Annotated in this window: 25 protein-coding genes, 1 tRNA gene and 1 riboswitch; of the genes, 20 read left to right on the top strand and 6 right to left on the bottom strand. The window is 62.8% G+C overall.

Features of this window, described 5'->3' with window-relative positions; all coding sequences use genetic code 11:
• From nuoL to NKJ09_RS13380, 10 genes are all read left to right on the top strand, one after another.
• The gene (gene nuoL / locus NKJ09_RS13425; protein WP_023720739.1) at positions 1–1,974 is read left to right on the top strand and encodes an NADH-quinone oxidoreductase subunit L; all 1,974 of its coding nucleotides are present in this window, start codon (positions 1–3) and stop codon (positions 1,972–1,974) included.
• Positions 1,974–3,479, top strand: coding sequence for an NADH-quinone oxidoreductase subunit M (locus NKJ09_RS13420; RefSeq protein ID WP_352762873.1), 1,506 nt, complete (start codon positions 1,974–1,976; stop codon positions 3,477–3,479). Before nuoL ends, NKJ09_RS13420 begins: the two co-directional genes overlap by 1 nt.
• A gap of 17 nt (positions 3,480–3,496) precedes the next feature.
• On the top strand, positions 3,497–4,933 hold the full coding sequence (nuoN, locus tag NKJ09_RS13415) for an NADH-quinone oxidoreductase subunit NuoN (protein WP_352762872.1): 1,437 nt from the start codon (positions 3,497–3,499) through the stop codon (positions 4,931–4,933).
• Between the two features lie 4 nt (positions 4,934–4,937).
• Positions 4,938–5,759, top strand: a complete 822-nt coding sequence (locus NKJ09_RS13410) for a biotin--[acetyl-CoA-carboxylase] ligase (protein ID WP_023720736.1) — start codon at positions 4,938–4,940, stop codon at positions 5,757–5,759.
• Between the two features lie 84 nt (positions 5,760–5,843).
• Positions 5,844–7,514 carry a ribonuclease J gene (locus NKJ09_RS13405; RefSeq protein ID WP_023720735.1) on the top strand — a complete coding sequence of 557 codons (1,671 nt, stop codon included), beginning with the start codon at positions 5,844–5,846 and terminating at the stop codon, positions 7,512–7,514.
• A gap of 105 nt (positions 7,515–7,619) precedes the next feature.
• Complete coding sequence (mce, locus tag NKJ09_RS13400; RefSeq protein ID WP_352495925.1) at positions 7,620–8,024, top strand: methylmalonyl-CoA epimerase; 405 nt, start codon at positions 7,620–7,622, stop codon at positions 8,022–8,024.
• Positions 8,021–8,305, top strand: a complete 285-nt coding sequence (locus tag NKJ09_RS13395) for a DUF1467 family protein (RefSeq protein ID WP_023720733.1) — start codon at positions 8,021–8,023, stop codon at positions 8,303–8,305. The genes mce and NKJ09_RS13395 overlap by 4 nt, the downstream gene beginning before the upstream one ends.
• A 561-nt stretch (positions 8,306–8,866) precedes the next feature.
• The gene (proS, locus tag NKJ09_RS13390) at positions 8,867–10,195 is read left to right on the top strand and encodes a proline--tRNA ligase (RefSeq protein ID WP_352483058.1); all 1,329 of its coding nucleotides are present in this window, start codon (positions 8,867–8,869) and stop codon (positions 10,193–10,195) included.
• Positions 10,192–11,478, top strand: a complete 1,287-nt coding sequence (locus NKJ09_RS13385) for a lipoprotein-releasing ABC transporter permease subunit (protein ID WP_023720731.1) — start codon at positions 10,192–10,194, stop codon at positions 11,476–11,478. Before proS ends, NKJ09_RS13385 begins: the two co-directional genes overlap by 4 nt.
• Positions 11,475–12,158, top strand: coding sequence for an ABC transporter ATP-binding protein (locus NKJ09_RS13380; protein WP_023720730.1), 684 nt, complete (start codon positions 11,475–11,477; stop codon positions 12,156–12,158). Before NKJ09_RS13385 ends, NKJ09_RS13380 begins: the two co-directional genes overlap by 4 nt.
• A 404-nt stretch (positions 12,159–12,562) precedes the next feature.
• On the opposite strand, the gene lipB is transcribed toward NKJ09_RS13380, so the two are convergent.
• A complete protein-coding gene (gene lipB / locus NKJ09_RS13375) occupies positions 12,563–13,306 on the bottom strand; it encodes a lipoyl(octanoyl) transferase LipB (protein ID WP_352483062.1) in 744 nt (247 codons plus the stop codon).
• A gap of 177 nt (positions 13,307–13,483) precedes the next feature.
• On the opposite strand from lipB, the gene NKJ09_RS13370 reads away from it, so the two are divergent.
• Positions 13,484–13,568, top strand: a tRNA-Leu gene (locus NKJ09_RS13370).
• Positions 13,569–13,711: 143 nt separating this feature from the next.
• Here the strand turns inward: NKJ09_RS13370 and NKJ09_RS13365 are convergent.
• Positions 13,712–14,533, bottom strand: coding sequence for a phosphatase PAP2 family protein (locus NKJ09_RS13365; RefSeq protein WP_023720728.1), 822 nt, complete (start codon positions 14,531–14,533; stop codon positions 13,712–13,714).
• 429 nt (positions 14,534–14,962) lie between these two features.
• Between NKJ09_RS13365 and NKJ09_RS13360 the strand changes: the two genes are divergently transcribed.
• Both NKJ09_RS13360 and NKJ09_RS13355 read left to right on the top strand, forming a co-directional pair.
• The gene (locus NKJ09_RS13360) at positions 14,963–15,280 is read left to right on the top strand and encodes an ArsR/SmtB family transcription factor (RefSeq protein ID WP_023720727.1); all 318 of its coding nucleotides are present in this window, start codon (positions 14,963–14,965) and stop codon (positions 15,278–15,280) included.
• Positions 15,277–15,759, top strand: coding sequence for an SRPBCC family protein (locus tag NKJ09_RS13355; protein WP_352495926.1), 483 nt, complete (start codon positions 15,277–15,279; stop codon positions 15,757–15,759). The genes NKJ09_RS13360 and NKJ09_RS13355 overlap by 4 nt, the downstream gene beginning before the upstream one ends.
• A 195-nt stretch (positions 15,760–15,954) precedes the next feature.
• Here the strand turns inward: NKJ09_RS13355 and NKJ09_RS13350 are convergent, their stop codons facing one another.
• Positions 15,955–16,176, bottom strand: a complete 222-nt coding sequence (locus NKJ09_RS13350) for a hypothetical protein (RefSeq protein WP_352495927.1) — start codon at positions 16,174–16,176, stop codon at positions 15,955–15,957.
• A gap of 297 nt (positions 16,177–16,473) precedes the next feature.
• Here NKJ09_RS13350 and mgtE point away from each other — a divergent pair, with 297 nt between their 5' ends.
• Both mgtE and NKJ09_RS13340 read left to right on the top strand, forming a co-directional pair.
• On the top strand, positions 16,474–17,871 hold the full coding sequence (gene mgtE / locus NKJ09_RS13345) for a magnesium transporter (RefSeq protein WP_352495928.1): 1,398 nt from the start codon (positions 16,474–16,476) through the stop codon (positions 17,869–17,871).
• Between the two features lie 139 nt (positions 17,872–18,010).
• Complete coding sequence (locus tag NKJ09_RS13340; RefSeq protein ID WP_023676566.1) at positions 18,011–18,397, top strand: MerR family transcriptional regulator; 387 nt, start codon at positions 18,011–18,013, stop codon at positions 18,395–18,397.
• A gap of 19 nt (positions 18,398–18,416) precedes the next feature.
• On the opposite strand, the gene NKJ09_RS13335 is transcribed toward NKJ09_RS13340, so the two are convergent.
• Both NKJ09_RS13335 and NKJ09_RS13330 read right to left on the bottom strand, forming a co-directional pair.
• A complete protein-coding gene (locus NKJ09_RS13335; protein ID WP_352495929.1) occupies positions 18,417–18,923 on the bottom strand; it encodes a methyltransferase family protein in 507 nt (168 codons plus the stop codon).
• A gap of 16 nt (positions 18,924–18,939) precedes the next feature.
• Positions 18,940–19,938 (bottom strand): heparan-alpha-glucosaminide N-acetyltransferase, encoded by a 999-nt coding sequence (locus tag NKJ09_RS13330; RefSeq protein ID WP_352495930.1) that lies wholly within the window; start codon positions 19,936–19,938, stop codon positions 18,940–18,942.
• Positions 19,939–20,184: 246 nt separating this feature from the next.
• Between NKJ09_RS13330 and NKJ09_RS13325 the strand changes: the two genes are divergently transcribed.
• On the top strand, positions 20,185–21,384 hold the full coding sequence (locus NKJ09_RS13325) for an MFS transporter (RefSeq protein ID WP_352495931.1): 1,200 nt from the start codon (positions 20,185–20,187) through the stop codon (positions 21,382–21,384).
• Here the strand turns inward: NKJ09_RS13325 and NKJ09_RS13320 are convergent.
• Complete coding sequence (locus NKJ09_RS13320) at positions 21,363–22,556, bottom strand: aromatic ring-hydroxylating oxygenase subunit alpha (RefSeq protein WP_352495932.1); 1,194 nt, start codon at positions 22,554–22,556, stop codon at positions 21,363–21,365. The two genes, NKJ09_RS13325 and NKJ09_RS13320, sit on opposite strands and share 22 nt — an antisense overlap.
• 140 nt (positions 22,557–22,696) lie before the next feature.
• Positions 22,697–22,892, top strand: a riboswitch (cobalamin riboswitch).
• Between the two features lie 36 nt (positions 22,893–22,928).
• Here NKJ09_RS13320 and NKJ09_RS13315 point away from each other — a divergent pair.
• Genes NKJ09_RS13315 through cobO form a run of 4 tightly spaced genes read left to right on the top strand, consistent with a single transcriptional unit; the run spans position 22,929 to position 25,045 of the window.
• Positions 22,929–23,108 (top strand): CbtB domain-containing protein, encoded by a 180-nt coding sequence (locus NKJ09_RS13315; protein WP_023720718.1) that lies wholly within the window; start codon positions 22,929–22,931, stop codon positions 23,106–23,108.
• A gap of 15 nt (positions 23,109–23,123) precedes the next feature.
• Positions 23,124–23,906 (top strand): CbtA family protein, encoded by a 783-nt coding sequence (locus tag NKJ09_RS13310; protein ID WP_352495933.1) that lies wholly within the window; start codon positions 23,124–23,126, stop codon positions 23,904–23,906.
• On the top strand, positions 23,899–24,420 hold the full coding sequence (gene cobU, locus NKJ09_RS13305; RefSeq protein ID WP_352495934.1) for a bifunctional adenosylcobinamide kinase/adenosylcobinamide-phosphate guanylyltransferase: 522 nt from the start codon (positions 23,899–23,901) through the stop codon (positions 24,418–24,420). The genes NKJ09_RS13310 and cobU overlap by 8 nt, the downstream gene beginning before the upstream one ends.
• A gap of 1 nt (position 24,421) precedes the next feature.
• Entirely contained in the window at positions 24,422–25,045 is a 624-nt protein-coding gene (gene cobO, locus NKJ09_RS13300; protein WP_352483070.1) for a cob(I)yrinic acid a,c-diamide adenosyltransferase, read from the top strand.
• Positions 25,046–25,220 lie beyond the last annotated feature (175 nt).

The following is a 25,220-nucleotide window of genomic DNA, read 5'->3' as shown; positions in this document are numbered from 1 at the left end:
ATGTATCAGGCCATCGTCTTCCTTCCGCTGCTCGGCTTCCTGATCGTCGGCCTGTTCGGCACCTCGCTCGGCGCCAAGGCTTCCGAATACATCACCTCAGGCTTCCTGGTGATCGCGGCTGTGCTGTCGTGGGTTGCCTTCTTCTCGGTCGGCTTCGGCGGCGGCGAGGTGTTCACCGTGCCGGTGATGCGCTGGATCCAGTCGGGCGGCCTCGAAGCGTCGTGGGCGCTGCGGATCGACACGCTGACCGTAGTGATGCTGGTCGTCGTCAATACGGTGTCGGCGCTGGTCCATATCTACTCGATCGGCTACATGCATCACGACCCGGACCGGCCCCGCTTCTTCGCTTATCTGTCGCTGTTCACCTTCGCCATGCTGATGCTGGTGACGGCCGACAACCTCGTGCAGATGTTCTTCGGCTGGGAAGGTGTCGGTCTGGCCTCCTATCTGCTGATCGGCTTCTGGTACAAGAAGCCGTCGGCCAATGCGGCTGCGATCAAGGCCTTCGTCGTCAACCGCGTCGGCGATTTCGGCTTCGCGCTTGGCATATTCGGCGTGTTCGTGCTTTTCGGCTCGGTCAATCTCGGCACCATCTTCGCCAATGCGGCGACGTTCATTCCGGCCGAAGGCGCGCAGCAGGGTCCGGCCGTACTGACCTTCCTCGGCTATGCGCTTGATAAGCAAGCCGCGATGACAGTCGTCTGCCTGCTCCTGTTCATGGGCGCCATGGGCAAGTCGGCGCAGGTGCCGCTGCACACCTGGCTGCCGGATGCCATGGAAGGCCCGACGCCGGTCTCGGCGCTGATCCATGCCGCCACCATGGTGACGGCAGGCGTGTTCATGCTGGCGCGGCTGTCGCCGCTGTTCGAGCTGTCGCATTCGGCGCTGACCGTGGTCACCTTCATCGGCGCCTTCACCGCCTTCTTCGCGGCGACAGTTGGCCTCGTCCAGAACGACATCAAGCGTGTCATCGCCTATTCGACCTGTTCGCAGCTCGGCTACATGTTCGTGGCGCTCGGCGTCGGCGCCTATGGCGCGGCGATCTTCCATCTGTTCACGCACGCCTTCTTCAAGGCGCTACTGTTCCTCGGCTCGGGTTCGGTCATCCACGCCGTCTCCGACGAGCAGGACATGCGCAAGATGGGCGGCCTGAGGACGCTCATCCCGACGACCTACTGGATGATGGTGATCGGCACGTTGGCGCTGACCGGCGTCGGCATCCCGGTGACGATCATCGGCACGGCCGGTTTCTTCTCCAAGGACGCCATCATCGAAGCCGCTTTTGCCAGCCACAATGCGGTCGCCGGGTTTGCCTTCATATTGCTGGTCGTTGCCGCCTGCTTCACCTCCTTCTATTCCTGGCGGCTGATCTTCATGACCTTCCATGGCGAGCCGCGGGCCAGCCATGAGGTGATGCACCATGTCCATGAATCGCCGCCGGTCATGCTGGTGCCGCTGTTCATCCTGGCGGCAGGCGCCCTGTTCGCCGGCGTGATCTTCCACGGCGCCTTCATCGGCGAGGGCTATGCCGAATTCTGGAAGGTGTCGCTGTTCACGCTGCCTGACAACCACATCCTGCACGAGATCCACGAACTGCCGCTTTGGGTCGAGCTCGCGCCGTTCATCGCCATGCTGATCGGCTTTGCGATAGCCTGGCAATTCTACATTCGCGCGCCGGAAATGCCTCGGAGCGTCGCGGCCAACCATCGCCTGCTCTATGCCTTCCTGCTCAACAAATGGTATTTCGACGAGCTCTACGACTTCCTGTTCGTGCGGCCGGCAAAGCGCCTCGGCAGCTTCCTGTGGAAGACCGGCGACGGCACTATCATCGACGGGCTCGGGCCGGACGGCATCTCGGCGCGCGTCGTCGACGTCACCAACCGCGTCGTCAAGCTGCAGACCGGCTATCTCTATCACTATGCCTTCGCCATGCTGATCGGCGTTGCCGCACTCGTCACCTGGATGATGCTCTGATGACCGCCTGGCCGATCCTATCGCTGGTCACCTTCCTGCCGCTGGTTGGTGTGTTGCTCATCCTTTTCGTGCGTGACGACAGCGACAATGCGCGCCGCAACATCCGCGCCATTGCGCTGTTCACGACCGCCTTCACCTTCGTGGTTTCGCTGTTCATCTGGACCGGCTTCGACAATTCGCAGCCCGGCTTCCAGTTCGTCGAGAAGTTTGCCTGGCTGGATTCCGGCATCTCCTACCATATGGGCGTAGATGGCATCTCCATGCTGTTCGTCATCCTGACCACCTTCCTGATGCCGCTCTGCATCCTCGCTTCGTGGGAATCGATCGAGAAGCGCGTCAAGGCTTACATGATCGCCTTCCTGTTGCTCGAGACGCTGATGATCGGCGTGTTCTGCGCGCTCGACATCGTCCTGTTCTATGTCTTCTTCGAAGCCGGCCTGATCCCGATGTTCATTATCATCGGCGTGTGGGGCGGCAAGCGGCGCGTCTATGCCTCGTTCAAGTTCTTCCTCTATACGCTGGCCGGCTCGGTGCTGATGCTGCTCGCTATCATGGCGATGTTCTTCCAGTCCGGCACCACCGACATCCCGACGCTTCTGACCCACAACTTCCCGGCCAATATGCAGACCTGGCTATGGCTTGCCTTCTTCGCTTCCTTTGCGGTGAAGATGCCGATGTGGCCGGTGCATACCTGGCTGCCGGACGCCCATGTCGAAGCGCCGACGGCCGGCTCGGTGATCCTGGCCGCCATCCTGCTCAAGATGGGCGGATATGGCTTCCTGCGTTTTTCGCTGCCGATGTTTCCGATCGCATCCGAAATGTTCGCGCCGCTGATCTTCACGCGCTCCGTCGTCGCCATCATCTACACCTCGCTGGTGGCGCTGATGCAGGAGGACATGAAGAAGCTGATCGCCTATTCGTCGGTCGCCCACATGGGCTTCGTTACCATGGGCATCTTCGCGATGAACCAGGAAGGCGTCCAGGGTTCGATCTTCCAGATGCTTTCGCACGGCCTGGTCTCAGGCGCGCTGTTCCTCTGCGTCGGCGTCGTCTACGACCGCATGCACACGCGTGACATCGACGCCTATGGCGGGTTGGTCAACAACATGCCGAAATATGCAACCGTGTTCATGATCTTCACCATGGCCAATGTCGGCCTGCCCGGCACCAGCGGCTTCGTCGGCGAGTTCCTGACCATGCTCGGCGTGTTCCGGGTCAACACCTGGGTGGCGTTCTTCGCCGCCACCGGCGTCATCCTGTCGGCGGCCTATGCGCTCTGGCTCTACCGCAAGGTGATCTTCGGCGCATTGACCAAGGAAAGCCTGAAAGGCCTGCTGGACCTGTCGACACGCGAGAAGGTGATCATCTATCCGCTGGTCGCGCTGGTCATCTTCTTCGGCGTCTATCCGGCGCCGATCTTCGACGCGACGGCCGAATCGGTCAAGGCGCTCGTCACCAATGTCACTGCATCCATCGGCGCCGCGCAGACCGCGGCGGCGAACTGACTGGGGTTTTGCGAACCATGACGCCGGACCTTCTCTCCAGCCTGTCGCTCTCGACGCCAGAGCTGATCCTCGCCATCGGCGCCTTGGCGCTGTTGATGCTCGGCGCCTATTCGCGCGCCAACACCACCGTCACAGTGAGCGGCCTTGCCGTCGCCGTGCTGGTGATCGCTGGCGCCTGGCTGATCTTTTCCCCGGGGCAGGGCAACGCCTATGGCGAAGCCTTCATCCAGGATCCGTTCGCCCGCTTCATGAAGGTGTTGGCGCTAATCGGCTCGGCGGTGACGCTGGTCATGTCGGTCCGCTTTGCCCAGGCGGAGCATTTCGACAAGTTCGAATATCCGGTGCTGATCCTGCTCTGCACGCTCGGCATGATGCTGATGATCTCGGCCAACGGCATGATCGGGCTCTATCTCGGCCTCGAGCTGCAGTCGCTGGCGATCTACGTGCTGGCGGCGATCAACCGCGACAGTCTGCGTTCGACCGAGGCCGGCCTGAAGTATTTCGTCCTTGGCGCGCTGTCTTCGGGCATGCTGCTTTACGGCATCTCGCTGGTCTACGGCTACACCGGCAATACCGGCTTCCAGGAGATCGCCGCGGCGCTGAGCGGCGGCGAGCGCCAGCTCGGCCTCGTCTTCGGCCTGGTTTTCGTGCTGGCCGGCCTTGCCTTCAAGATCTCGGCGGTGCCGTTCCATATGTGGACGCCCGACGTCTATGAAGGTGCGCCGACGCCGGTGACGGCTTTTCTGGCGGCGGCACCCAAAATGGCGGCGATGGCGCTGATGGTGCGCGTCACCATGGGCGCCTTCAAGCCGATCGCCGCCGACTGGCAGCAGATCATCGTCTTCATCTCGATCGCGTCGATGGCGCTCGGCGCCTTTGCGGCGATCGGCCAGACCAACATCAAGCGGCTGATGGCCTATTCCTCCATCGGCCATATGGGCTATGCGCTGGTCGGCCTTGCCGCCAACAGCCAGGACGGCGTGCGCGGCGTCGCCATCTACATGCTGATCTACCTGGTGATGACGCTCGGCACCTTCGCCTTCATCCTCGCCATGCGGCGCAAGGAGGGCAATGTCGAGCAGATCAGCGATCTCGCCGGCCTGTCGGCGACCAACCCGATCATGGCGACGATCCTCACCATCCTGATGTTCTCGCTGGCCGGTATCCCGCCGCTCGCCGGCTTCTGGGGAAAATGGTACGTGTTCCTTGCCGCCATCAATGCCAATCTCTACGCGCTGGCGATCATCGGCGTGCTGGCCTCGGTGGTGGGCGCCTATTATTATCTGCGCATCATCAAGATCATGTGGTTCGACGAACCGGTCGGCGGCTTCGTTCCGATGGCGACCGAACTGCGCGTCGTGCTCGGCGTCTGCGGCGCCTTCGTGCTGTTCTATGTGCTGATCGGCGGCCCGATCGGAACCTATGCCGCTGCCGCAGCCAAGACCTTCTACTGACGGAATGACATTCAGGCTGGCTCCAACCGCGGCTTCGGAAGGGTTCCGGCTCGAGGCGCACGACACGGTCGGCTCCACCAATGCGCTGGCGCTGGAGCACGCGCGGGCCGGCGATCCGGGCAAGCTCTGGGTCGTCTCAAAAAAGCAGGAAGCCGGGCGTGGCCGCCGTGGCCGCGCCTGGGCGACGCCCGAAGGCAATCTGGCAGCGACGCTGCTGGTGATCACCAACACCGAGCTTCGGCTTGCCGCGACGCTCGGCTTCGTTGCCGGACTGGCGCTGGCCGACGCGCTCGACGCTGTCGTGCCGAAGGGCAGGATCGCGATCGGCCTCGATGGTGCGAGCCAAGGCAAGAACCGTTTCGAGCTGAAATGGCCGAACGATGTGCTTGCCTCGGGCGCCAAGCTCGCCGGCATCCTACTGGAATCGGCGATGCTGGAGGGGGGCCGTTCCGCAGTGGCTGTCGGCATCGGCGTCAATGTGGTGGCTTATCCCAGGGATTTGCCCTATCCAGCGACGTCGCTCAACGCGCTGGGGTCTGCTTGCGATGCCGAGACGCTGTTTCTGGCGCTGTCGGATGCATGGAGCGAGAATGCTCGGCTGTGGAACGAAGGGCGTGGGCTTGCCGCCGTCAGGCAGCGGTGGCTGGCGCGTGCGGCGGGGCTTGGCGGGCAGGTTGCTGTCAGAATTGACGGTAATGTGGTGCGCGGCACCTTCGAGACCATTGACGAGGACTGCCGTTTCGTGATCCGCGACGATGAAGGTTCGGTTCTGACGATCGCCGCCGGCGACGTGCATTTCGGCGCGGTTGCCTCGGCCGGCGGTTAACTGGCCAATACGTTTGACTGGCCTGTATTTGACCAGCTTGAATTTGACCGGCCCAAGAGTTTGACGGGCAAGGAAGGAAAGATCATGGCGAAAGCGGAAAACGCCGAACTTGTCTTCGTGCCGCTCGGCGGTGTCGGTGAGATCGGCATGAACTTCGCCCTCTACGGCTATGGCCCGGCCAATGCGCGCGAATGGATCGTCGTCGATGTCGGCGTCACCTTTCCCGATGCAACCCTGCCCGGCGTCGACCTGGTGCTGCCCGACACGCGCTTCATCGAGGAGAATGTCGCCAATCTGCGCGGGATCGTCATCACCCATGCGCATGAGGACCACTACGGTGCGCTGCACGACATCTGGCCGAAGCTCAAGGCGCCGGTGTGGATGACGCCGTTCAGCGCCGGCCTGCTGGAAGCCAAGCGGCAGGGCGAGCAAGGGGCGCCGAAAATTCCGGTGACGATCTACCGGGCCGGCGAGAAATTCACCGTCGGTCCGTTCGAGATCGAGGCCATCCCCGTCGCGCACTCCATTCCCGAGCCGATGTCGCTGGCGATCACCACTCCGGCCGGCGTCGTCATCCATACCGGCGACTGGAAGATCGATCCGGCGCCGACGGTGGGGCCGATGACCGACGAGTCACGCTTCCGCGCCTATGGCGACAAGGGCGTGCTGGCGCTGATCTGCGATTCCACCAATGCGTTGCGGGAAGGGGAATCGCCGTCCGAAGTGGCGGTGGGCGAGGGCATCAAGAGCGTCATCCAGAACGCCAAGGGCCGTGTCGCCGTCACCAGCTTCTCCTCCAATGTCGGGCGCATCGTCTCCATCGCCAAGGCAGCGCGGGATGCCGGCCGCCAGTGCCTGGTGCTTGGCCGCTCGATGAAGCGCGTCATCGATGTGGCTGATGAACTCGGCTATATGGACGGCTTGCCGGAATTCATCGCCGAGGAAGATTACGGCTTCATCCCGCGCGAAAACCTCGTCATCATCTGTACCGGCAGCCAGGGCGAGCCGCTTGCCGCACTCGCCAAGCTGTCGCGCGACGAGATGAAGTCGGTGGCGCTGACTGCCGGCGACACGGTGGTGTTTTCCTCGCGCACCATTCCCGGCAATGAGAAGGCGATCCTCGAGATCAAGAACCGCCTGATCGATCTCGGCATCAAGATCATTGAGGACGGCGATGCGCTGGTGCATGTCTCCGGTCATCCGCGCCGCAGCGAATTGCGCAAGATGTATGAATGGGTGCGGCCGCAGATCGGCGTTCCCGTGCATGGCGAGGCGGCGCATCTGGTGGCGCAGGGCTCGCTGATGTCGACGTCCGGCATCGGCCAGGTGGCGCAGGTGCGCGATGGCGACATGCTCAGGCTCTATCCGGGTGCGGCTGCGATCATCGACCAGGTGCCGTTCGGCCGCATCTACAAGGACGGAAGGCTGGTCGGCACCGACCAGGCGATGGGCATTCGCGACCGGCGCAAGCTGTCCTTCGCCGGCCACGTCGCCGTCAATGTCGTGCTCGACGACAAATACGAACTCGCCGGCGATCCCGATCTCGTCGCCATCGGCGTCGCCGAGGCCGATGGCAGCGGCGAGAGCCTGGAAGACCTGATGATCGATGCGGCAATCGGCGCCGTGGACTCCATCCCCCGCCAGCGCCGAAAAGACCTCGACCTGGTCCAGGAGGCGGTGCGGCGCGCGGTGCGCGGCGCGGCCAACGAAGCCTGGGGCAAGAAGCCGCTGGTGACGGTGTTCGTCACGCGGTAAGGGAATAGGGGAGTAGGGCAGTACGGCAGTACGGCAGTAGGGGAGAAAGTAGTTTTCCCTACTCCCATACTGCCCTATTGCCTTACTGCCCTAAGGACGCAGTCAATGCTCGGACGCCTCAACCATGTCGCGCTTGCCGTGCCGGATCTGGCTGCGGCGGCGGCGGCCTATCGGGATACGCTTGGCGCCCGCGTGACCGCGCCGCAGGCGCTGCCGGAGCATGGCGTGACGGCGGTGTTCGTCGACGTCGGCAATACCAGGATCGAGTTGCTGGAGCCGCTCGGCGAAGGCTCGCCGATCGCGGCATTCCTCGAGAAGAATCCGTCCGGCGGCATGCACCATGTCTGCTACGAGGTTGACGACATTGTTGCGGCGCGCGACCGTCTCAAGGCCAGCGGCGCGCGCGTGCTGGGCGATGGCAATCCGAAGACCGGCGCGCATGGCAAACCTGTATTGTTTCTGCACCCCAAGGACTTTTTCGGCACGCTGGTCGAACTGGAGCAAGCATGAGCTGGGTCTCTTTCATCGCCCTGTTCTTCGCCACATGGTGGGTGGTGTTGTTCGCCGTCCTGCCGTTCAGCATGCGGACGCAGGACGAGGACCAGGATGTGACGCTGGGTACGGTTCCGAGCGCGCCGCGCGGACCGCATATGGTGCGCGCCGCACTGCGCACGACGATCGCCACACTGGTCCTGATGGGCATCTTCTACGGCATCACGAGAGGGCTTGGTCTCGGCATCGACGACATCCCGCACATCGTGCCGGATTTCAACCAGAGCCCAGCGCATTAGCCGGCTACCCAATGTCCTGCTATCCAAGACCTATGCCGACGCCCTGAAATCAAGCTCAGCCAGCAAGGTCAACCCAAGTAAAGGCCGTGGGCCGGATTTGGGCTGACGCAACGTCATGTAGTTTGGCAATCTGTCTTGCTAACCAAATGATTGCACAAAAAAAATGCAAGGCGCGAGGCCTTGCAATTTAAACGCGTCCGATCTGTTTCCGGTGTCCGGCGGCAGCGAGTTACCGCGCCTAGATCGCATCCTCCCAAGACTTTGACCGCGTAGGAGGGCAGATTTTTCTCCGCCCTCTCGGTTATCGGGGCACACTAGCCTAAGGCGGGTGAAAATGTCACGAAGAATTTTGCCCGGAAACAGGCAATCTCGTGCTGCAGTGCACAATAGTACGGCAGGCGTTGCTTGCGAAACGCCCAGCAAGCCGTGTGCGGCAATTGCGGCGTCTGTGCAGCGCCTGGGCCGGGTTTCCATTCCGCCATGAAATGGCTATGAAGCCGGGGCAAGCAAGCCTGCGCTGCGCCGATTCCGGCGCCGCCATCCTCTCTCACGGACCAGTTCATGCGTTTGTCGCGCTATTTCCTGCCCATCCTCAAAGAAAATCCGCGCGAGGCCGAGATCGTCTCGCATCGGCTGATGCTGCGCGCCGGCATGATCCGCCAGCAGGGGCAAGGCAGCTTCTCCTGGCTGCCGCTCGGCAAGCGGGTACTGGACAAGGTCTGCCGGATCATTCGCGAGGAGCAGAATCGCGCCGGCGCGCTCGAAATCCTGATGCCGACCATCCAATCGGCCGAGCTGTGGCGCGAAAGCGGCCGCTACGAAGACTACGGCAAGGAGATGCTGCGCATCAAGGACCGGCAAGATCGCGACATGCTCTACGGCCCGACCAACGAGGAGATGGTCACCGAGATCTTCCGCTCCTACGTCAAGTCCTACAAGGACCTGCCGCTCAACCTCTATCATATCCAGTGGAAGTTTCGCGACGAGGTGCGCCCGCGCTTTGGCGTCATGCGTTCGCGCGAATTCCTAATGAAGGACGCCTATTCCTTCGACCTCGATTATGAAGGCGCCAAGGCCGCTTATAACCGTATGTTCGTGTCCTATCTCAGGACGTTCACGCGCATGGGGCTGCAGGCGATCCCGATGCGCGCCGACACCGGGCCGATCGGCGGCGACCTCAGCCATGAGTTCATCATCCTGGCCGACACCGGCGAGAGCCAGGTGTTTTGCCATCGCGACTATCTCTCGCTTGATGTACCAGGGGCGAATACCGACTTTTCGAATGACGCCGAGATTGCCGAGATCGTCAAGACATGGACGACGCCCTATGCCGCCACCGACGAAATGCATGACGAGGCGGCATGGGAAAAGCTCTCCGAAGCCGACAAGGTCTCGGCGCGCGGCATCGAGGTTGGCCATATCTTCCATTTCGGCGACAAATATTCCAAGCCGATGGGCGCCAAGGTGACCGGGCCGGACGGCAAGGATCATTTCGTCTCTGGCGGTTCCTACGGCATCGGTCCGTCGCGGCTGGTCGCGGCGATTATCGAGGCCAGCCATGACGATAACGGCATCATCTGGCCGGAAGCGGTGGCGCCGTTCGACATCGGCCTGATCAACATGAAGGCTGGCGATGCCGAATGCGACCGCGTCTGCGGTGAGATGCATGCCGCCTTTGCCGCCGCCGGCAAGGAGGTGCTCTACGATGACACCGACCAGCGGCCGGGAGGCAAGTTCGCTACCGCCGACCTGATCGGACTTCCGTGGCAGGTGATCGTGGGGCCGCGCGGCGTCGCAGCCGGCGAGGTCGAGATCAAGAACCGCAGGACCGGCGAGCGCGAGACGCTGCCGATCGGCGACGTGAAAAAGCGTTTCGGTGCCGCCGCATGAACGAAGCGGCAGCAGCCAAACCTTCGGGCGCAGGACCCTTTTCCGGCTTTGAGCGTATGGTTGCGTGGCGCTATCTGCGCTCGCGCCGCAAGGAGACGGTGATCTCGGTCATCGCCTCGATCTCCTTCCTCGGCATCATGCTGGGCGTTGCCACGCTGATCGTCGTCATGGCGGTCATGAACGGCTTTCGCGCCGAGCTGCTGACGCGCATTCTCGGCGTCAACGGCCATCTGATCGTGCAGCCGTCCGATATGCCGCTGGAGGACTATGCCCAGGTCGCCGGCCGCATCAACGGCCTGCCCGGTGTCAAATACGCCATTCCGCTGATCGACGGACAGGTGCTGGCGCAAGGCAATGTCGGCGGCGGCACCGGCGCGCTGGTGCGCGGCATACGCGGCGAGGATCTCGGCAAGATCACCATCGTCGCCAACAACATCAAGGAGGGCTCGATCGTCGGCTTCGACACCGGCGAGGGCGTCGCCATCGGCAGCCGCATGGCCGAGAATCTCGGCCTTGTGCTCGGCGATACGATCACGCTGATCTCGCCCGAGGGCGACGTCACGCCGCTCGGCACGACGCCGCGCATGAAAGGCTATCCGATAACCGCGATCTTCGAGGTCGGCATGTCGGAATATGACAGCTCCATCGTCTACATGCCGTTCTCGGAAGCGCAGCTTTATTTCAACATGGACGGAAGGGCGCAGACGATCGAGATCTATGCCGACGACCCCGACAATATCGACGCGCTGAAGCCGAAGGTCGAAGAGGCGGCGCAGCGGCCGATCAGCCTTGTCGATTGGCGGCAACGCAACAAGACGTTCTTCGATGCGCTGCAGGTCGAGCGCAACGTCATGTTCATGATCCTGACGCTGATCGTGCTGGTGGCGGCGCTCAACATCATTTCGGGCCTGATCATGCTGGTCAAGGACAAGGGCCACGACATCGCCATCCTGCGCACCATGGGCGCCACGCGGGGTGCGATCCTGCGCATCTTCCTGATGACGGGTGCCGCGATCGGCGTTGTGGGCACCATCGCCGGCGTGCTGCTCGGTGTCGTGATCTGCCTCAACGTCGAGCGCATCCGCCAGTTCTTCTCCTGGCTGGCCGACGAGCGGCTGTTCAATCCCGAGCTTTATTTCCTCAGCCAATTGCCGGCCCGCATGGATGCCAGCGAGACGATCTCGGTCGTTCTCATGGCTTTGGCGCTGTCGTTCCTGGCGACACTGTTTCCGGCGTGGCGCGCCGCCAGGCTCGATCCGGTCGAAGCGCTGAGGTACGAATGATGGCCGAGGCCATTATCGAGCTGAAGAGCGTCGAACGGCACTATGTGCAGGGGCCGCGCAAGCTGACCATCCTGAACGGCGCCGATTTTTCGCTTAAGCGTGGCGAGATGGTGGCGCTGGTGGCGCCGTCGGGCACCGGCAAGTCGACGCTGCTCCACACCGCCGGGCTGCTGGAGCGGCCGGACGCCGGCGACGTGATCCTGGCGGGGCGCGCCTGCGGCCGGCTTTCCGACGACGAGCGCACGGCGATCCGCCGCAACGATGTCGGCTTCGTCTACCAGTTCCATCATTTGCTGCCTGAATTCTCGGCGCTGGAAAACATCATGATGCCGCAGCTGATAAAAGGGCTGGCGCGCAAGGAGGCGGCCGAGCGGGCGGCGCAATTGCTCGACTACATGCAGATCGGCAAGCGGGCGCAGCATCGCCCTTCCGAGCTCTCCGGCGGCGAGCAGCAGCGCGTCGCCATTGCGCGCGCCGTCGCCAACGCACCGCTGGTGCTTTTGGCCGACGAGCCGACCGGCAACCTCGACCCGGTGACTGCTTCCTATGTGTTCGAGGCGCTGGCAGCGCTGGTCCGGCAATCCGGCCTGGCGGCGCTGATCGCCACCCATAATCACGAGCTTGCCTCGCGCATGGATCGCCGCGTGACGCTTGCCGACGGCAAGGTCGTCCCGCTTTAGGGTGTGCTAAGACCGAGGTGATGCCGGCCTGCGAACTGGCGTGCGCCGTCCGCTATTTTTCGTGCGCGCTCTCGGCCCGAAACCGTCGGCAATCTGCCTCTCAACCCTTTCTTAACCCTGCCGAAATTGACCGCACGCAATTCCGGCCATGCCGGGATTGCGATCGTTGACATTCGAACAAAATTAGAACAAAATACGAACATACTAACAACAGGAGAGAGTTATGACCGATCTTGTTCAGGATGTCGTTTCGCTGGTGTGCATGAGCACGTTCCTCATTTCCATGGCAATCTGGATCGGCGCGATGTGAGGATGCGCTGAAAGACATGGCTCGAACGCTGACGACCCGTTCTTCGCGGAGGCGAGGGGCGCAGCGTAGGACTACGGTCTTCAGTGAGGTTCTGTCAGCCGACTTTGCGGGCCGCCTCGACCTGCAAAGGCGCTGCCGGGCCGAAGACATCTTCGAAGGCTGATTTCAGCGCCAGGTCGAGATCGGCCATTGTTACGGGAAGGCCGAGATCGATGAGGCTGGTGACGCCGTGATCCTGGACGCCGCACGGCACGATGCCGCTGAAATGGCCGAGATCCGGCTCGACATTGATGGCAATGCCGTGAAAGCTCACCCAGCGCCTCAGCCTGATGCCGATGGCAGCGATCTTGTCCTCGGCGACCGAGCCGTCGGGCAAAGCGGGGCGATCCGGCCGCACCACCCAGACGCCGACGCGGTCCTCGCGGCGTTCGCCGCGTACGTTGAAGGCGGCCAGCGTGCCGATGATCCATTGTTCGAGTGCCGCGACGAAGGCGCGGACATCCTCGCGCCGCCGCTTGAGGTCGAGCATGACATAGGCGACGCGCTGGCCCGGCCCATGATAGGTGTATTCGCCGCCGCGCCCGGCGGCAAAGACCGGGAAGCGGTCCGGCTCGATCAGGTCCTCGAAACGGGCGCTGGTGCCGGCGGTATAGAGCGGCGGATGCTCGACCAGCCAGACCATCTCGCCAGCCGCGCCGCTGCGGATTGCTTCGGCGCGCGCCTCCATCACGGCGAGCGCATCGGGATAGGCGGTGAGCCCGGGCTCAATGCGCCATTCGACCGGCGCCGAGCCGGGCGAGGGCAGGAACGACGTGGCGATCTGGCTGCGTTCTGTCATGATATCTCGTCTCGCCCCTCATATGGCGGCAATCGGTACAAACGTCCAGTTCCGGGCACGTTCGGCGCTTTGCAGAGTTAAGCCGATATCCGGCCGATTATTGCTGGCCGCGCACTTGTTTCACCGGAAACGATTTGCTACACGCCGCGGGCCGGTTCGTTCTGGCTCCTACCACGTGCGGTCGTGGCGGAATTGGTAGACGCGCAGCGTTGAGGTCGCTGTGGGGCAACCCGTGGAAGTTCGAGTCTTCTCGACCGCACCATTAAATTCGAAAGCGCCCCGTTGAGTTCGAGCACGGCAAAGAGCGTCTTTGTCAGGCGCGAGGCTTTTTTGCCTGCGATCGCGAGTTTGGCCGATGCGAAAACGCCATCGGCGCGTAGCCATATATGCGGTTTGCGTGGATAATTATTCGCGCACCAGGCGTCCGGTTGCCCACCAGATCACAGATACAGCAGCGATCGATACGTAGCCGTCCAGGGCATAGTGCCATCCAGTGTACACCGATCCGTACAGGATCAGGGCTGCAAACGCCCAACCCAGAGCGCCCAGCCAGAGATTGATCGAGGACAGCAAATAGGCGTTCAGTGCGGCAAAGGCGACATGCATGCTTGGCATGGCCGAGATGCCGCCGCCAAGGCTTGGCCGGCCACTCCGGTAAGCCATCAGGAGATATGCTGCGGGTTCCCGCACCATGTAATTATGGTCCAGTCTGTCCAAGGCGGCATTCAATCCGTGGAAGCGATCCACGCCAACAAACTGGTGGTAGTAAACCGGCCCGACCGATGCCAGCGCCAAAGCCAAGACAGTTCCGAGGATGCACAACGTCAGCGCTGCCGCGCTGAGATAGCGGATGCGCGCAATCTCGTCCGACCAGAGCGCCACGAAAAGGATGGTGCCGAACCACTGGTAGAACCAAATGACTTCATAGCTGTTGAAGACGACGAGCGACCACCCGTTGCTGTCGAGCTTATGGGCGATCTCCCACGGCGGCATCCCGTGCAACCATTCATCAGCGTCGGCTAACCAGTGGTCGGCATAGTATGGGACGACGGACGGGATGGCGATCTTGTAGGTGGAGAACGCGGTCAAGCTGGCAAAGAAGAACAGCAGCACCAACAGACAGCCGCGCCAGCGCCCTTGAACCAAATCCAGGGCGTAGCGAACCGGTTGCCGTCGGCCATGGATGAGCGCGGCACAACAGACGCCACCGATAAACAAGACCGGCATGCCAATAAGAAACTTGTGAGAATAGATTAGGGCTGATGTACGGAATACTTCTGGATATAGTGCAGATGCACCTAACACGTACATTGCCATAAACAAGGAGAGGCGCAATTGCCATATGGCTGAGGGCCTGTGGCGAGAGGCTTCCGTAGTTAGGGCCAAGCCAATTTACCCGTTCTTAATGTTTCGCCGGAGAGACATATACACCGATAAGGTAAAAACCTTGCCGTCAGGTTTACTTTTCCCCGGTGGTCGACACCTGCCGGCTCGCATGCGGTGGATTGATTCCCTGAGCAATCTTGCATCCGCATTGCTGTCCATGCCCCGCGCGAAGGAATTGCCCGGAGCCTCGGGGTCGAACCGGCCGGTGCTTAAACACGGGCCCGCCACTCCCTCGGTTGACCTATCATAAGTTTTAGCTTATCATAAGTCATGGTTTATGATTACGCAGGAATGGTGGCCTTGGCCGATCCGACACGCCGCAAGGTGTTCGAGCTCATCGCCGATCGGCCGCGCTCGGTCATCGATCTGACGCGGGTGCTTCCGGTCTCGCAGCCGGCGGTATCGCAGCACCTCAAAGTGCTGAAGGAAGCCCGACTGGTCCGTGCCGAGCCCAAGGGCGCCAGCAATATCTATCATCTCGACCCGCATGGGCTCGGCGAGATGCGCGCCTGGCTCGATCGCATGTGGGGCGATGCGCTCGACGCCTTCAAACGGGAAGTCGACAACAGCAAGGAGAAGAGGAAATGACGACTATGATCAAGCCCGCACCGGTCAGGAAGTCGGTGACCGTGGAGGTGCCGCTCGACAAGGCATTCGATGTGTTCACGACAGGGTTCGGACGGTGGTGGCCGGCTTCGCACTCAATCGGCAAATCCGCCCTGACGACCGCGGTGATCGAACCGAAAGCCGGCGGCCGCTGGTACGAGATCGGCGAGGATGGGTCACAATGCGATTGGGGCGAGGTTCTCGCCTGGGATCCGCCGTCGAGGCTGACGCTCGCCTGGCGTATCGGGGCCGACTGGCGCTACGATCCGGCATTGCTGACCGAGGTCGACATCCGCTTTGTCGCGCTCGGCGAGAATTCGACGCGGGTGGAACTCGAGCACAGGCTTCTGGAGAACATGGGCGAGACCGCAGAAGCAGCGCGCCAGGCCTTCGAATCGGAGCGTGGCTGGAGTGGTGTCCTTGGCGCCTACGCGGCTGAGGCCAAACGCTACGCTGCCTGATCGGCAGGCCTCTAAGCCCGATCCAGCGAGGCCGTCGCAGCGTCGGCCTCGCCTCATTCCCGGTGCAGCATATGCCGTTCTGCCCGACCACCGGGACTAATGTTGTTGGGCGACCGATTCCCCGACCGGGGCACACCACACCTGGCGTTGTCGCGGACTACCCGGCGGTTGGTCGGCGGCGATGGCAGAGCTGGATTACCGGTGCTTCTCGACGAAAGCCTTGCAGGCGGGTGACAACTGCTCGATCATGCTCTGAAGGTCGCATTTGCCGATCGGTGTCATTGGGCAAAGCCGTTTGTAGTCAGGCTTGCATTCCTTGCCCTGAAAAGATTTGAAGGCCTTTGCATCGGCGGCAATCGGGTTCAAAAGTATTCCCGAACAAATCAGCGCAAGACTGGTAAACAGATACTTCCCCATAAACACCCTCCCTTTATTACCGGTAATTATAGAGATGCTAAATTAGAATGCTCTAATTATCAATCTTGAATTATCAATCTTGGGCAACCGGCAGCTCGCAAGGTCGTCTGATATCCGTCCGTTGCGCACGGAGAGGCCGATTCTCAAGCCAATCGCGCCGCCGCTCCATTTTTGTGTTTGACCATGATCTTTTCGGAAAACCGGTTTCCACTTTTCAGGATCATGGTCTAGACCTGACTGGCACCTTATCCGGAAATCCGATGGCGGGAGGCGCTGGTGGAAGGCCAGGACGAACACATGACCGGCACCAGGGCCGCCGAGGAGCGCCGCGCCGACATCTATGACGAGGACGGCGTCATCCTGTCGTCGTTTCTGGCTCAGATCGGTGCCGCGATCGCCGATCGCGATACGCTGACGCTGAAGCGCGAAGTCGACGATCTGCACCAGTCGGAACTCGGCCACCTGCTCGAGGCGCTGCACCCGGAACAGCGCCGCGCCCTGGTCGAATTGCTGGGCAAGGATTTCGATTTCTCCGCGCTGACCGAGGTCGACGAGGCGATCCGCCGTGACATCGTCGACAATCTGCCCAATGCGCAGATCGCCCAGGCCGTGCAGGAGCTCGATTCCGACGATGCCGTCTACATTCTCGAGGACCTCGACCAGGAGGACCAGGACGAGATCCTGTCGCAACTGCCGTTCACCGAGCGGATCAGGCTGCGGCGCTCGCTCGACTATCCCGAAGAGACCGCCGGCCGCCGCATGCAGACGGAGTTCGTCGCGGTGCCGCCATTCTGGACGATCGGCCAGACCATCGACTACATGCGCGAGGACAACAACCTTCCCGACCGTTTCAGCCAGATCTTCGTCATCGATCCGAGCTTTAAGCTGCTCGGCGCCATCGACCTCGACCAGATCCTGCGCACCAAGCGCTCGGTCAAGGTCGAAGAAGTCATGCATGAGACCAGGCATGCCATCCCGGCCACCATGGACCAGGAGGAGGCGGCACGCGAATTCGAACAATACGATCTTCTGTCCGCCGCCGTCGTCGACGAGAACGAGCGGCTGGTCGGCGTGCTGACCATCGACGACGTCGTCGACGTCATCCAGCAGGAGGCCGAGGAAGATCTGCTGCGCATGGGCGGCGTCGGCGACGAAGAACTCTCGGACAGCATCCTTTCGACTTCGCGCTCGCGTGTGCCGTGGCTGCTGGTCAACCTTTTGACGGCCTTCCTCGCGGCTTCGGTGATCGGCCTGTTCGACCGCACCATCGAGCATATCGTGGCGCTGGCGGTGCTGATGCCGATCGTCGCCGGCATGGGCGGCAATGCCGGCTCGCAGACCATGACCGTCACCGTGCGGGCGCTGGCGACGAGGGACCTCGATATCTACAATGCCGGCCGCATCATCCGCCGCGAAATCGGGGTGGGCTTCATCAACGGCATCATCTTCGCCATCCTGATCGGCATCGTCGCGGCTGCCTGGTTCCACGATCGCAATCTCGGCGGCATCATCGCGGCGGCGATGATCATCAACATGTTCGTGGCGGCTCTGGCGGGCATCCTGATCCCGCTGCTGCTCGACCGCTTCAAGATCGATCCGGCTGTGGCTTCGGCGGTTTTCGTCACTACGGTCACCGATGTCGTCGGTTTCTTTGCCTTTCTCGGGCTTGCCACATGGTGGTTCGGCGTAGGCTGAACGGCACCTCAATTGACTTTTACGTAAATGCCATGCGAGGCTTTGAAAGGTGCCTTGTCCGCCGATTCTGGTACGCGCCTGGGCGCCGGCGGCGCCGGCCAGTTGGAACTCGCGGCGTGGCCGGGGCATTGGAGTGACGATGCGGGAATATTATTCGATCACGGAGCTGACCCGCGAATTCGACGTGTCGACGCGGACGTTGCGCTTCTACGAGGACGAAGGGCTGGTGCAGCCGGTAAGGCGCGGCCGCACCCGGCTGTTCCGTCCGTCGGACCGGCATCTCATCCGCCAGATCATGCGCGGCAAGAGGCTCGGCTTCTCGATCAACGAGATCCGCGAAATCATCCAGATGTACAGGGAGCCGCCCGGCGAGGTCGGCCAACTCAAGCTGATGATCAAGCGCATCGAGGAAAAGCGCGAGGATCTTCGCCAGAAACGCCGCGACCTCGAGGAGACCCTGGCCGAGCTCGACCAGGCCGAGGAATCCTGCGTCGAGCGGCTGGTTGAACTCGGCGTCACCACGTAAGCGCGGTGTCAGCCCCGGCTCAAATCCAGCGCCGCACCCTTTTGGCGTAGTCCCGGTACTTCTTGCCGAATTTGGCCGTCAGCACCTTCTCCTCGCTCTCGATCGTCAGCTTCTGCGTCAGGAACGCCGCGATGACCGCCAGCGGCAGGAACCAGGCGATCCCCGAGACAAAGGCGAGGCTGACCAGCAGCAATGTGTTGGCGAGGTAGATCGGGTTGCGGCTGACGGCGAAGGGTCCGGTGGTCACCAGATGGTCCGGCACGCCGTTGGGGTTAAGCGTCGTTTTGGCGCGGATCATGATGCGGATCGCGGTGAACCAGAGCGCGGCGACCGCCAACAGCCCCACAAGCCCGGCGGCGAACAGGATGTCGCCGAGAAGATCGCCGATCCACGGCAGTGGATAGAAAAACCCTAGCGCGACGCTGACGATGATGGCGGCGATATAGATCAGCGGCGGCCATGGGATGTGCCCCAGCTTCGGCTGCCCAGGATTTTGCTGCACGGGTTTCGGGTGACTGTCGCTCATTGTTGTCCTCCCTCGATTAGCGCGTTCTCGGTTCCGCCGTCTCGGTTTGGGCGGTGCAGGTGCCGGCGAGCTCGCCAATATGCGCCTTCCACTCCGGGGACTGGTCGTCGCTGTAGAGCCGGTCAAGCGAGGCTTCGCCCTGGAGAGTGTCCAGCATGCAGGCACAATAGCTGGAGCAGAACTCGGTGTCGCGCGCCTGCTCGCAGGATATTTGGCAGGATTTCAGAAAGTTCACCTCCCTGCTTTCGACCCGCGCCGGCATGAATTGCGAAAACAGCCAGACCGAGCCGATCAGCAGCGGCTGATGGATCAGATAAAAGGCAAGGCTGTGCCGGCCGATGAAGACCAGCGGGTTTGCCCAGCGGCCTGGCGTCATGGCCGACAGCCGGGTCAGCACGCCGGAGGTGGCGGCGAGTTTGGTAACCGCGATGCCGGCAAGCACGGCGCCGAACCAGGGCAGCAGCGGAACATAGTCGTTGGAGTGCGGATTGGTCGCCGATAGACCGACCCACCACAAAGCCGGATGATCGAAGGCCTCGGATCTGAGGTAGAAGGGCGCCGCGATGACAAACGCCGCGACAAGCAGTGTCAGCAGCGCCGGCAGCCGCAGGAACGCCAGGCCGAGCAGGCTGGCGAGCGCGATCTCGTGCAATATGCCGAAAAAAATGAAGCCGTCGGGCGTGGCGATTCGGGTGACCAGCGATATTGCGAGAGCCGCCCCGGCAACCATGGCGAAGCGCTTCCAGAAGCCTGTCCAGCGGATTTTCTTGCCATGGGCGAGATAGAGGCTGACGCCGACCAGGAACAGGAAGCTCGAGGCGATGCAGCGCGCGTAGATTTTCCACCAGCCGAAGGCGGTGAGGCCGGGATCGGTGTAGCCGAAAAATTCGAGATCCCAGGTGAAATGATAGCTCGCCATGGCAAGCAAAGCGATGCCGCGTGCGATGTCGATGGCGGCGATGCGCTTCGCCTTCGGTTGATCCTGAACGGCGGTGGTCGGCGTGGCGATGCTCATCGGTCTCGCTGTCTTGGTTCAGCCCCGGCAAGACGACTATCACGGTTGCCACCGTCAAAAGAAGCAGTCCTCGCGTCGCGTTGGCGCGGGTCAGCATTAGAACTCGCTTTAGGCCAGAGCCGGAAAGCCTTTGGCCGGCTTCGCTTTTTGCCGTGAAGGCGTCGGTTTCCTGTTACCCGGCCAGGAATCGCCGCGGCAGATTTGTGCTCCAAACCCTGCTTTGGGCGATTCTGTTCGGGGAAAGCAATGGCTACCCATGTGCGCCATCCTATCTGGCTTGCGGCCTTGCGGCCGGCGGATGCACGCACCTTCGCCTCGCTTTATGCGGTCGAATCGTTCGCGCGCGCCACCGTCTCCAGCGTCATCCCGATCCAGGCCTATGAGATCCTGCACAACGAGCAGATCGTCTCGATCCTCTACACGGTCGTGGCAATGCTCGGCCTCTCGGCGACGCTGTTCATGCCGATGCTGATCCGGCGCTTTGCCCGGCGCTGGGTCTATACCGCCGGTGCCTGCCTGCTGGCCGTCGGCTCGCTGTTCTTCGTCACTCATACGCTTGCTGGCCAAACGGTCGGCATGCTCTGCCGCGTCATCGGCGCCAGCGCGCTGGCGATCACGCTCAACCTCTACATCATGGACCATATCCGCAAGACCGATTTCATGCAGGCCGAGTCGCTGCGCATGGCGTGGTCGATGCTTGCCTGGACCGCCGGGCCGACGCTCGGCATTTTCCTCTACACGCGTTTCGGCATCTATGCCGCCCATAGCGCGGTGGCCGTCTTCGCCATGGCCCTGCTGGCGCTGTTCTGGACCTACCGGCTTGGCGACAACCCGTCGATCCGCCCGGGCAAGACGCGGCCGGTCAATCCGCTGGCCAATATCGGCCGCTTCGTCGCGCAGCCAAGGCTGAGGCTGGCCTGGCTGATCGCCTTCGGCCGTTCCTGCTTCTGGACGACGTTCTTTGTCTATGGGCCGCTGTTCATGGTGATCACCGGCGAGGGCAAGCTCGCCGGCGGCCTCTTGATTTCGGCCGGCAATGCGCTTTTGTTCATGGCCATCTTCTGGGGCAGGGCGGGAAAGCGTTTCGGCGGCCGGCGCACCATGACGTTTGCCTATTTCGCCATGTCGGCGACGCTGCTGGCGGCCGGCGCCGTCGGCGAGGCCGCGCCGCTCGTCACCGGCGCGTTGCTGCTTTGCGGTGCCTTCTTCACCATCGCGCTCGATGCGCTGGGCTCGACCGCGTTCATGCGCTCGGTGCGCTCGTATGAGCGGGCGCAGATGGCGGCGGTCTACCGCACCTATCTCGACTTTTCCGAGCTGACGCCGCCGCTGGTCTATTCGGTGGTGCTGGCGTTCTGCGGCCTGGGCGCGGTTTTCGCGACGCTCGGCCTGCTGGCGGCGGTCTGCGGCTTCGTCACCTGGCGCTATCTGCCCAAATCGCTTTGATGTTCAAGCGCCGCATGCCGCTCGAGCACCCAGTTGTGGAAGCGGTGCAAGTCATATTCCTCGGGCATCAGCACGCCGGCCTTGTGGCGCATCGAGCGCAGGCCCTTCTGGTTGACCTCGCAGATATCAGCATCTTCCTCCAGCACCTGGGTGCCGAAGGCGACGATGTTGTCGATATCCGCTGCCGGATCGGCGAGCGCTTCGGGCGAAAAAAGCCATTCGGCGGTGAGTTCGGTCTGCTCCGGCCCAAGCGGCACCAGCCGCACGGTCCTGACATAGTCGACATGGCCGACGACGAACATCGACGGCAAGTTGGTGGCATAGGTCTGCCCGGCAGCACGCTCGGCCGGCGTCAGGCTCGAAAAGACCGAGCCGTGGACGCGCCCGTCGCGCGACCAGGTTTCGGCCCCGGCCCGCAAGCCGCCGGCAAATTCCGGCGCGTCATTGTCGGCGTGGCGCGCCCATTCGGGGTCGTCGTGCCGGCCCATCAGGCCGCGGCCATAGATCGGCACCAGCCGCGACAGGTCCTTGTGGACGCCAGGGCAGTGCAGGCACTCGTTGAAGTTCTCCCAAAATATCTTCCAGTTGCAGTTCATAACCTTGCGCAGCACATGGCCGCTCAGCAGCGTTTCCAGCGGCCAGTTGGCGAGGTTGCCGGATGCCGGATCGAAGGATGTTTCAGCCGAACCGGCAGCGTCTTGCGCGAGGTTGACGAAAACGAAACCGCGCCACACCGACAGTGCTACGCGGTAGAGCGGATGATCGGCCTTGTCGAAACCGTCCGGCAGCGATTTCGATGGCACGCGCACCAGATCGCCGCGCAGCGAATAGGACCAGGCGTGGTAGGGGCAGGTGATGAGCCGCGCCTTCAGCCGTCCTTCGCTCTGCTGGCAAAGCTGCGAGCCGCGATGCCGGCAGGTGTTGTGGAAGGCGCGCAATTCGCCGGTCTCGTCGCGCAGCACGACGATCTCCTGCGTGCCTATGCGAAACGTCCTGAATGCCAGCGGCTGGGCAAGGTCGGCCTCGCGGCAGACCAGCAGCCAGTTGCGATACCAGATGGCCTCGAGATCGCGCTGATAGCCTGCGATGTCCCAATAGGCCGATGACGGCAGCGTCGGCTCGGCCCGCGTCAGGCCGTTATAGGGACCGCGCTCATTCGGGCTGGGTTGCATGCCGGCTTCCTCCCCATCCGCCAGCCGACACCCGGCTGTGAGAATTGTCAATTGCGGCGCCGGCCGGCGAGCTTGGCGAGGCGGCGCATTCGCCACACGATCCGGCGGAATTTGGTTTGCCGGGCGCGGCGATTCTGCCTATAGTCGCTGATGTCGTCGGTTCCGTTTGGAACCAAGAGGGAATGCGGTGCGGGCGAAATTCTTGCCCAATGCCGTGGCTGCCCCCGCAACTGTGTGCGGTAGTCCTCTCCATATGCCACTGAAGATTTTCTTCGGGAAGGTGGGGAAGGGCGCTGATCCGCGAGCCAGGAGACCTGCCGGCGACAGGAAACTGACTTCTATGCCCTCGGGTGGAGGGCGAAAGGACAAGACATGAATACCGCTTCCGTCTCGCTCGGCGCTTCCGTCTCCTCGCAGTCGCGTTTCATGCAGCTGGCGCTTGCTGCATTCCTCGGCATTTTCGTCATGGGCTTTGTCGGCTTCTCGCACATCGATGCGGTCCACAATGCCGCCCACGACTATCGCCACTCGATGGGCTTTCCCTGCCACTGACAAGGGGCTGACATCATGACACTGTTTCGCAACGTCGTGTTCATCGCGGCGATCGCAGGGCTCGTGGCCGGCGTCGTTCTCGCCTGCATGCAGGCCTATGCCACGGTGCCGCTGATCCTGAACGCGGAAGTCTACGAACAGGCCGGCGGCGGCCATGACCATGCCGCGGCACCTGCGGCACCGGTCGAAAACGCCGGGGGCACGATGGCTATAAGCAGCGCCGCGCCGGCACCGGCTGAAGCAATGGCTCCGGCGGAGGACGAAGGCTGGGCGCCGGCCGACGGTTTCGAACGCTTTGCCTTCAGCGTCGTTGCCAATATCGTCACCGGCATCGGCTTCGCGTTGGTCCTGGTTGCGGTTTCGGAGTTCGCCGGCGGCATCGGCAATTGGCGCCAGGGCCTGTTCTGGGGGCTTGCCGGCTTTGCCGTGTTCACGCTGGCGCCGGGCCTCGGCCTGCCGCCGGAATTGCCGGCAATGCCGGCGGCCGACCTTGTCCAACGCCAGATCTGGTGGTGGGCAACGGTGGTGGCGACCGCCGCCGGTCTCGGCCTGCTCGCCTTCCGCAGATCGCTGCCGCTGGCGGTCCTTGCCGTGGCGTTGATGGTGGCGCCGCATATTGTCGGCGCGCCGCAGCCCGACAGCTTCGAGACGACAATCCCGGAAGGCCTGCATCATCAGTTCGTGGTGGCGGTGACGCTGACCAATCTGGTGTTCTGGCTGGTGCTCGGCGCGGTCGTCGGCGTGGTGCGCGGCCGCTTCACCGGCACGGCGACCAGCCTGCGCGACAGCTTTGCCTGACCGCGCTGCCGGGGCGCTGACCCTGATCATCGGCGGTGCGCGCTCCGGCAAGAGCGTGCATGCCGAGAGGCTGGTGAGTGCCTGTCCGGCGCCATGGAGCTATATCGCGACGGCGCAAGCCTATGACGAGGAGATGCGCGAACGGATCGCGCTGCACCGCTCGCGCCGCAGCGCCGGCTGGACGACCATCGAGGCGCCGCTCGACCTTGCCGGCGTGATCGAGGCACTGCCTGACGGCCAGCCGGTGCTGATCGATTGCCTGACGCTGTGGCTGACCAACCATATGCTGGCCGAACATGATGTCGAGGCCGAATGCCGAAGGCTGGCAGATGTGCTGTCGCGGCCGCGTGGACCCTGGTTCGTGGTGTCCAACGAGGTCGGCCAGGGCATCGTGCCGGAGAATGCGCTGGCAAGACGGTTTCGCGACGCGGCCGGCCGGTTGAACCAGGACGTTGCCGCCGTCGCTGACACCGTGCTTTTGATGGTGGCGGGGCTGCCGCTCAGGGTGAAATGACATGGCTGATACCGACCACATCGATCCCAAGGACGAGGAACGCCACCGCGCGAAGATGGCCAAGCGCAAGGCGGTGCAGGACGCCGAGGTTGCAGCCAAGACGGTCGAGAAAGGGCTGTTGATCGTCAACACCGGTCCGGGCAAGGGCAAGACCACGGCCGCCTTCGGGCTGGCGCTCAGAATGCTCGGCTACGGCAAGCGCGTCGGCGTCGTCCAGTTCATCAAAGGCAAATGGCACACCGGCGAGAAGGATGCTTTTGCCTGCTTCGGCGACCGCGTCGTCTGGCACGCCATGGGCGAGGGCTTTACCTGGGAAACGCAGGACCTGAAGCGCGACATCGCGGCGGCCGAGGCCGCCTGGGCCAAGGCGCTCGAGCTGATGGCCGAGCCGTCGATCAGCCTCGTGGTGCTCGACGAACTCAACATCGCGTTGCGCTACGATTATCTCGACCTCGAAAAGGTGGTCGCAGCGCTGAAGGCGCGTCGCGAGGGCCTGCATGTCGTCGTCACCGGCCGCAATGCCAAGCCGGTATTGGTCGAGGCAGCCGATCTGGTCACCGAGATGGGCGTGACCAAGCACCACTTCTCCGCCGGCGTGAAGGCGCAGCAAGGGATAGAGTTCTGAGGGGTTTGGCGATCGGGGAAGGGCGTTTCGGAGCAGGCGGCGCCGGCGAAGCTGCCGATCTCCCCCCTTGTGAGTTGTGTGCGTCAAGTTCTGCAAAAATGGCGTGGCAGTAGCTGTGACGTCGGCGTGTCCGCCGCGCAGCCCCCGTGTTTAGCGGAGCGGCGGGCACACGGCG

This window comes from Mesorhizobium sp. M0189 (assembly GCF_040322135.1).
Taxonomy (GTDB): Bacteria; Pseudomonadota; Alphaproteobacteria; order Rhizobiales; family Rhizobiaceae; genus Mesorhizobium.
Note: the sequence above shows the minus strand (reverse complement) of the source record. Positions and strands in the feature narration are given on the sequence as shown.

What these genes read in the sequence shown, in the direction of transcription:
- nuoL (WP_023720739.1), top strand. Translation starts at nt 1, where the DNA reads ATGTATCAGGCCATCGTCTTCCTTCCGCTGCTCGGCTTCCTGATCGTC.
- NKJ09_RS13420 (WP_352762873.1), top strand. Translation starts at nt 1,974, where the DNA reads ATGACCGCCTGGCCGATCCTATCGCTGGTCACCTTCCTGCCGCTGGTT.
- nuoN (WP_352762872.1), top strand. Translation starts at nt 3,497, where the DNA reads ATGACGCCGGACCTTCTCTCCAGCCTGTCGCTCTCGACGCCAGAGCTG.
- NKJ09_RS13410 (WP_023720736.1), top strand. Translation starts at nt 4,938, where the DNA reads ATGACATTCAGGCTGGCTCCAACCGCGGCTTCGGAAGGGTTCCGGCTC.
- NKJ09_RS13405 (WP_023720735.1), top strand. Translation starts at nt 5,844, where the DNA reads ATGGCGAAAGCGGAAAACGCCGAACTTGTCTTCGTGCCGCTCGGCGGT.
- mce (WP_352495925.1), top strand. Translation starts at nt 7,620, where the DNA reads ATGCTCGGACGCCTCAACCATGTCGCGCTTGCCGTGCCGGATCTGGCT.
- NKJ09_RS13395 (WP_023720733.1), top strand. Translation starts at nt 8,021, where the DNA reads ATGAGCTGGGTCTCTTTCATCGCCCTGTTCTTCGCCACATGGTGGGTG.
- proS (WP_352483058.1), top strand. Translation starts at nt 8,867, where the DNA reads ATGCGTTTGTCGCGCTATTTCCTGCCCATCCTCAAAGAAAATCCGCGC.
- NKJ09_RS13385 (WP_023720731.1), top strand. Translation starts at nt 10,192, where the DNA reads ATGAACGAAGCGGCAGCAGCCAAACCTTCGGGCGCAGGACCCTTTTCC.
- NKJ09_RS13380 (WP_023720730.1), top strand. Translation starts at nt 11,475, where the DNA reads ATGATGGCCGAGGCCATTATCGAGCTGAAGAGCGTCGAACGGCACTAT.
- lipB (WP_352483062.1), bottom strand. Translation starts at nt 13,306, where the DNA reads ATGACAGAACGCAGCCAGATCGCCACGTCGTTCCTGCCCTCGCCCGGC.
- NKJ09_RS13365 (WP_023720728.1), bottom strand. Translation starts at nt 14,533, where the DNA reads ATGCCGGTCTTGTTTATCGGTGGCGTCTGTTGTGCCGCGCTCATCCAT.
- NKJ09_RS13360 (WP_023720727.1), top strand. Translation starts at nt 14,963, where the DNA reads ATGGTTTATGATTACGCAGGAATGGTGGCCTTGGCCGATCCGACACGC.
- NKJ09_RS13355 (WP_352495926.1), top strand. Translation starts at nt 15,277, where the DNA reads ATGACGACTATGATCAAGCCCGCACCGGTCAGGAAGTCGGTGACCGTG.
- NKJ09_RS13350 (WP_352495927.1), bottom strand. Translation starts at nt 16,176, where the DNA reads ATGGGGAAGTATCTGTTTACCAGTCTTGCGCTGATTTGTTCGGGAATA.
- mgtE (WP_352495928.1), top strand. Translation starts at nt 16,474, where the DNA reads ATGACCGGCACCAGGGCCGCCGAGGAGCGCCGCGCCGACATCTATGAC.
- NKJ09_RS13340 (WP_023676566.1), top strand. Translation starts at nt 18,011, where the DNA reads ATGCGGGAATATTATTCGATCACGGAGCTGACCCGCGAATTCGACGTG.
- NKJ09_RS13335 (WP_352495929.1), bottom strand. Translation starts at nt 18,923, where the DNA reads ATGAGCGACAGTCACCCGAAACCCGTGCAGCAAAATCCTGGGCAGCCG.
- NKJ09_RS13330 (WP_352495930.1), bottom strand. Translation starts at nt 19,938, where the DNA reads ATGAGCATCGCCACGCCGACCACCGCCGTTCAGGATCAACCGAAGGCG.
- NKJ09_RS13325 (WP_352495931.1), top strand. Translation starts at nt 20,185, where the DNA reads ATGGCTACCCATGTGCGCCATCCTATCTGGCTTGCGGCCTTGCGGCCG.
- NKJ09_RS13320 (WP_352495932.1), bottom strand. Translation starts at nt 22,556, where the DNA reads ATGCAACCCAGCCCGAATGAGCGCGGTCCCTATAACGGCCTGACGCGG.
- NKJ09_RS13315 (WP_023720718.1), top strand. Translation starts at nt 22,929, where the DNA reads ATGAATACCGCTTCCGTCTCGCTCGGCGCTTCCGTCTCCTCGCAGTCG.
- NKJ09_RS13310 (WP_352495933.1), top strand. Translation starts at nt 23,124, where the DNA reads ATGACACTGTTTCGCAACGTCGTGTTCATCGCGGCGATCGCAGGGCTC.
- cobO (WP_352483070.1), top strand. Translation starts at nt 24,422, where the DNA reads ATGGCTGATACCGACCACATCGATCCCAAGGACGAGGAACGCCACCGC.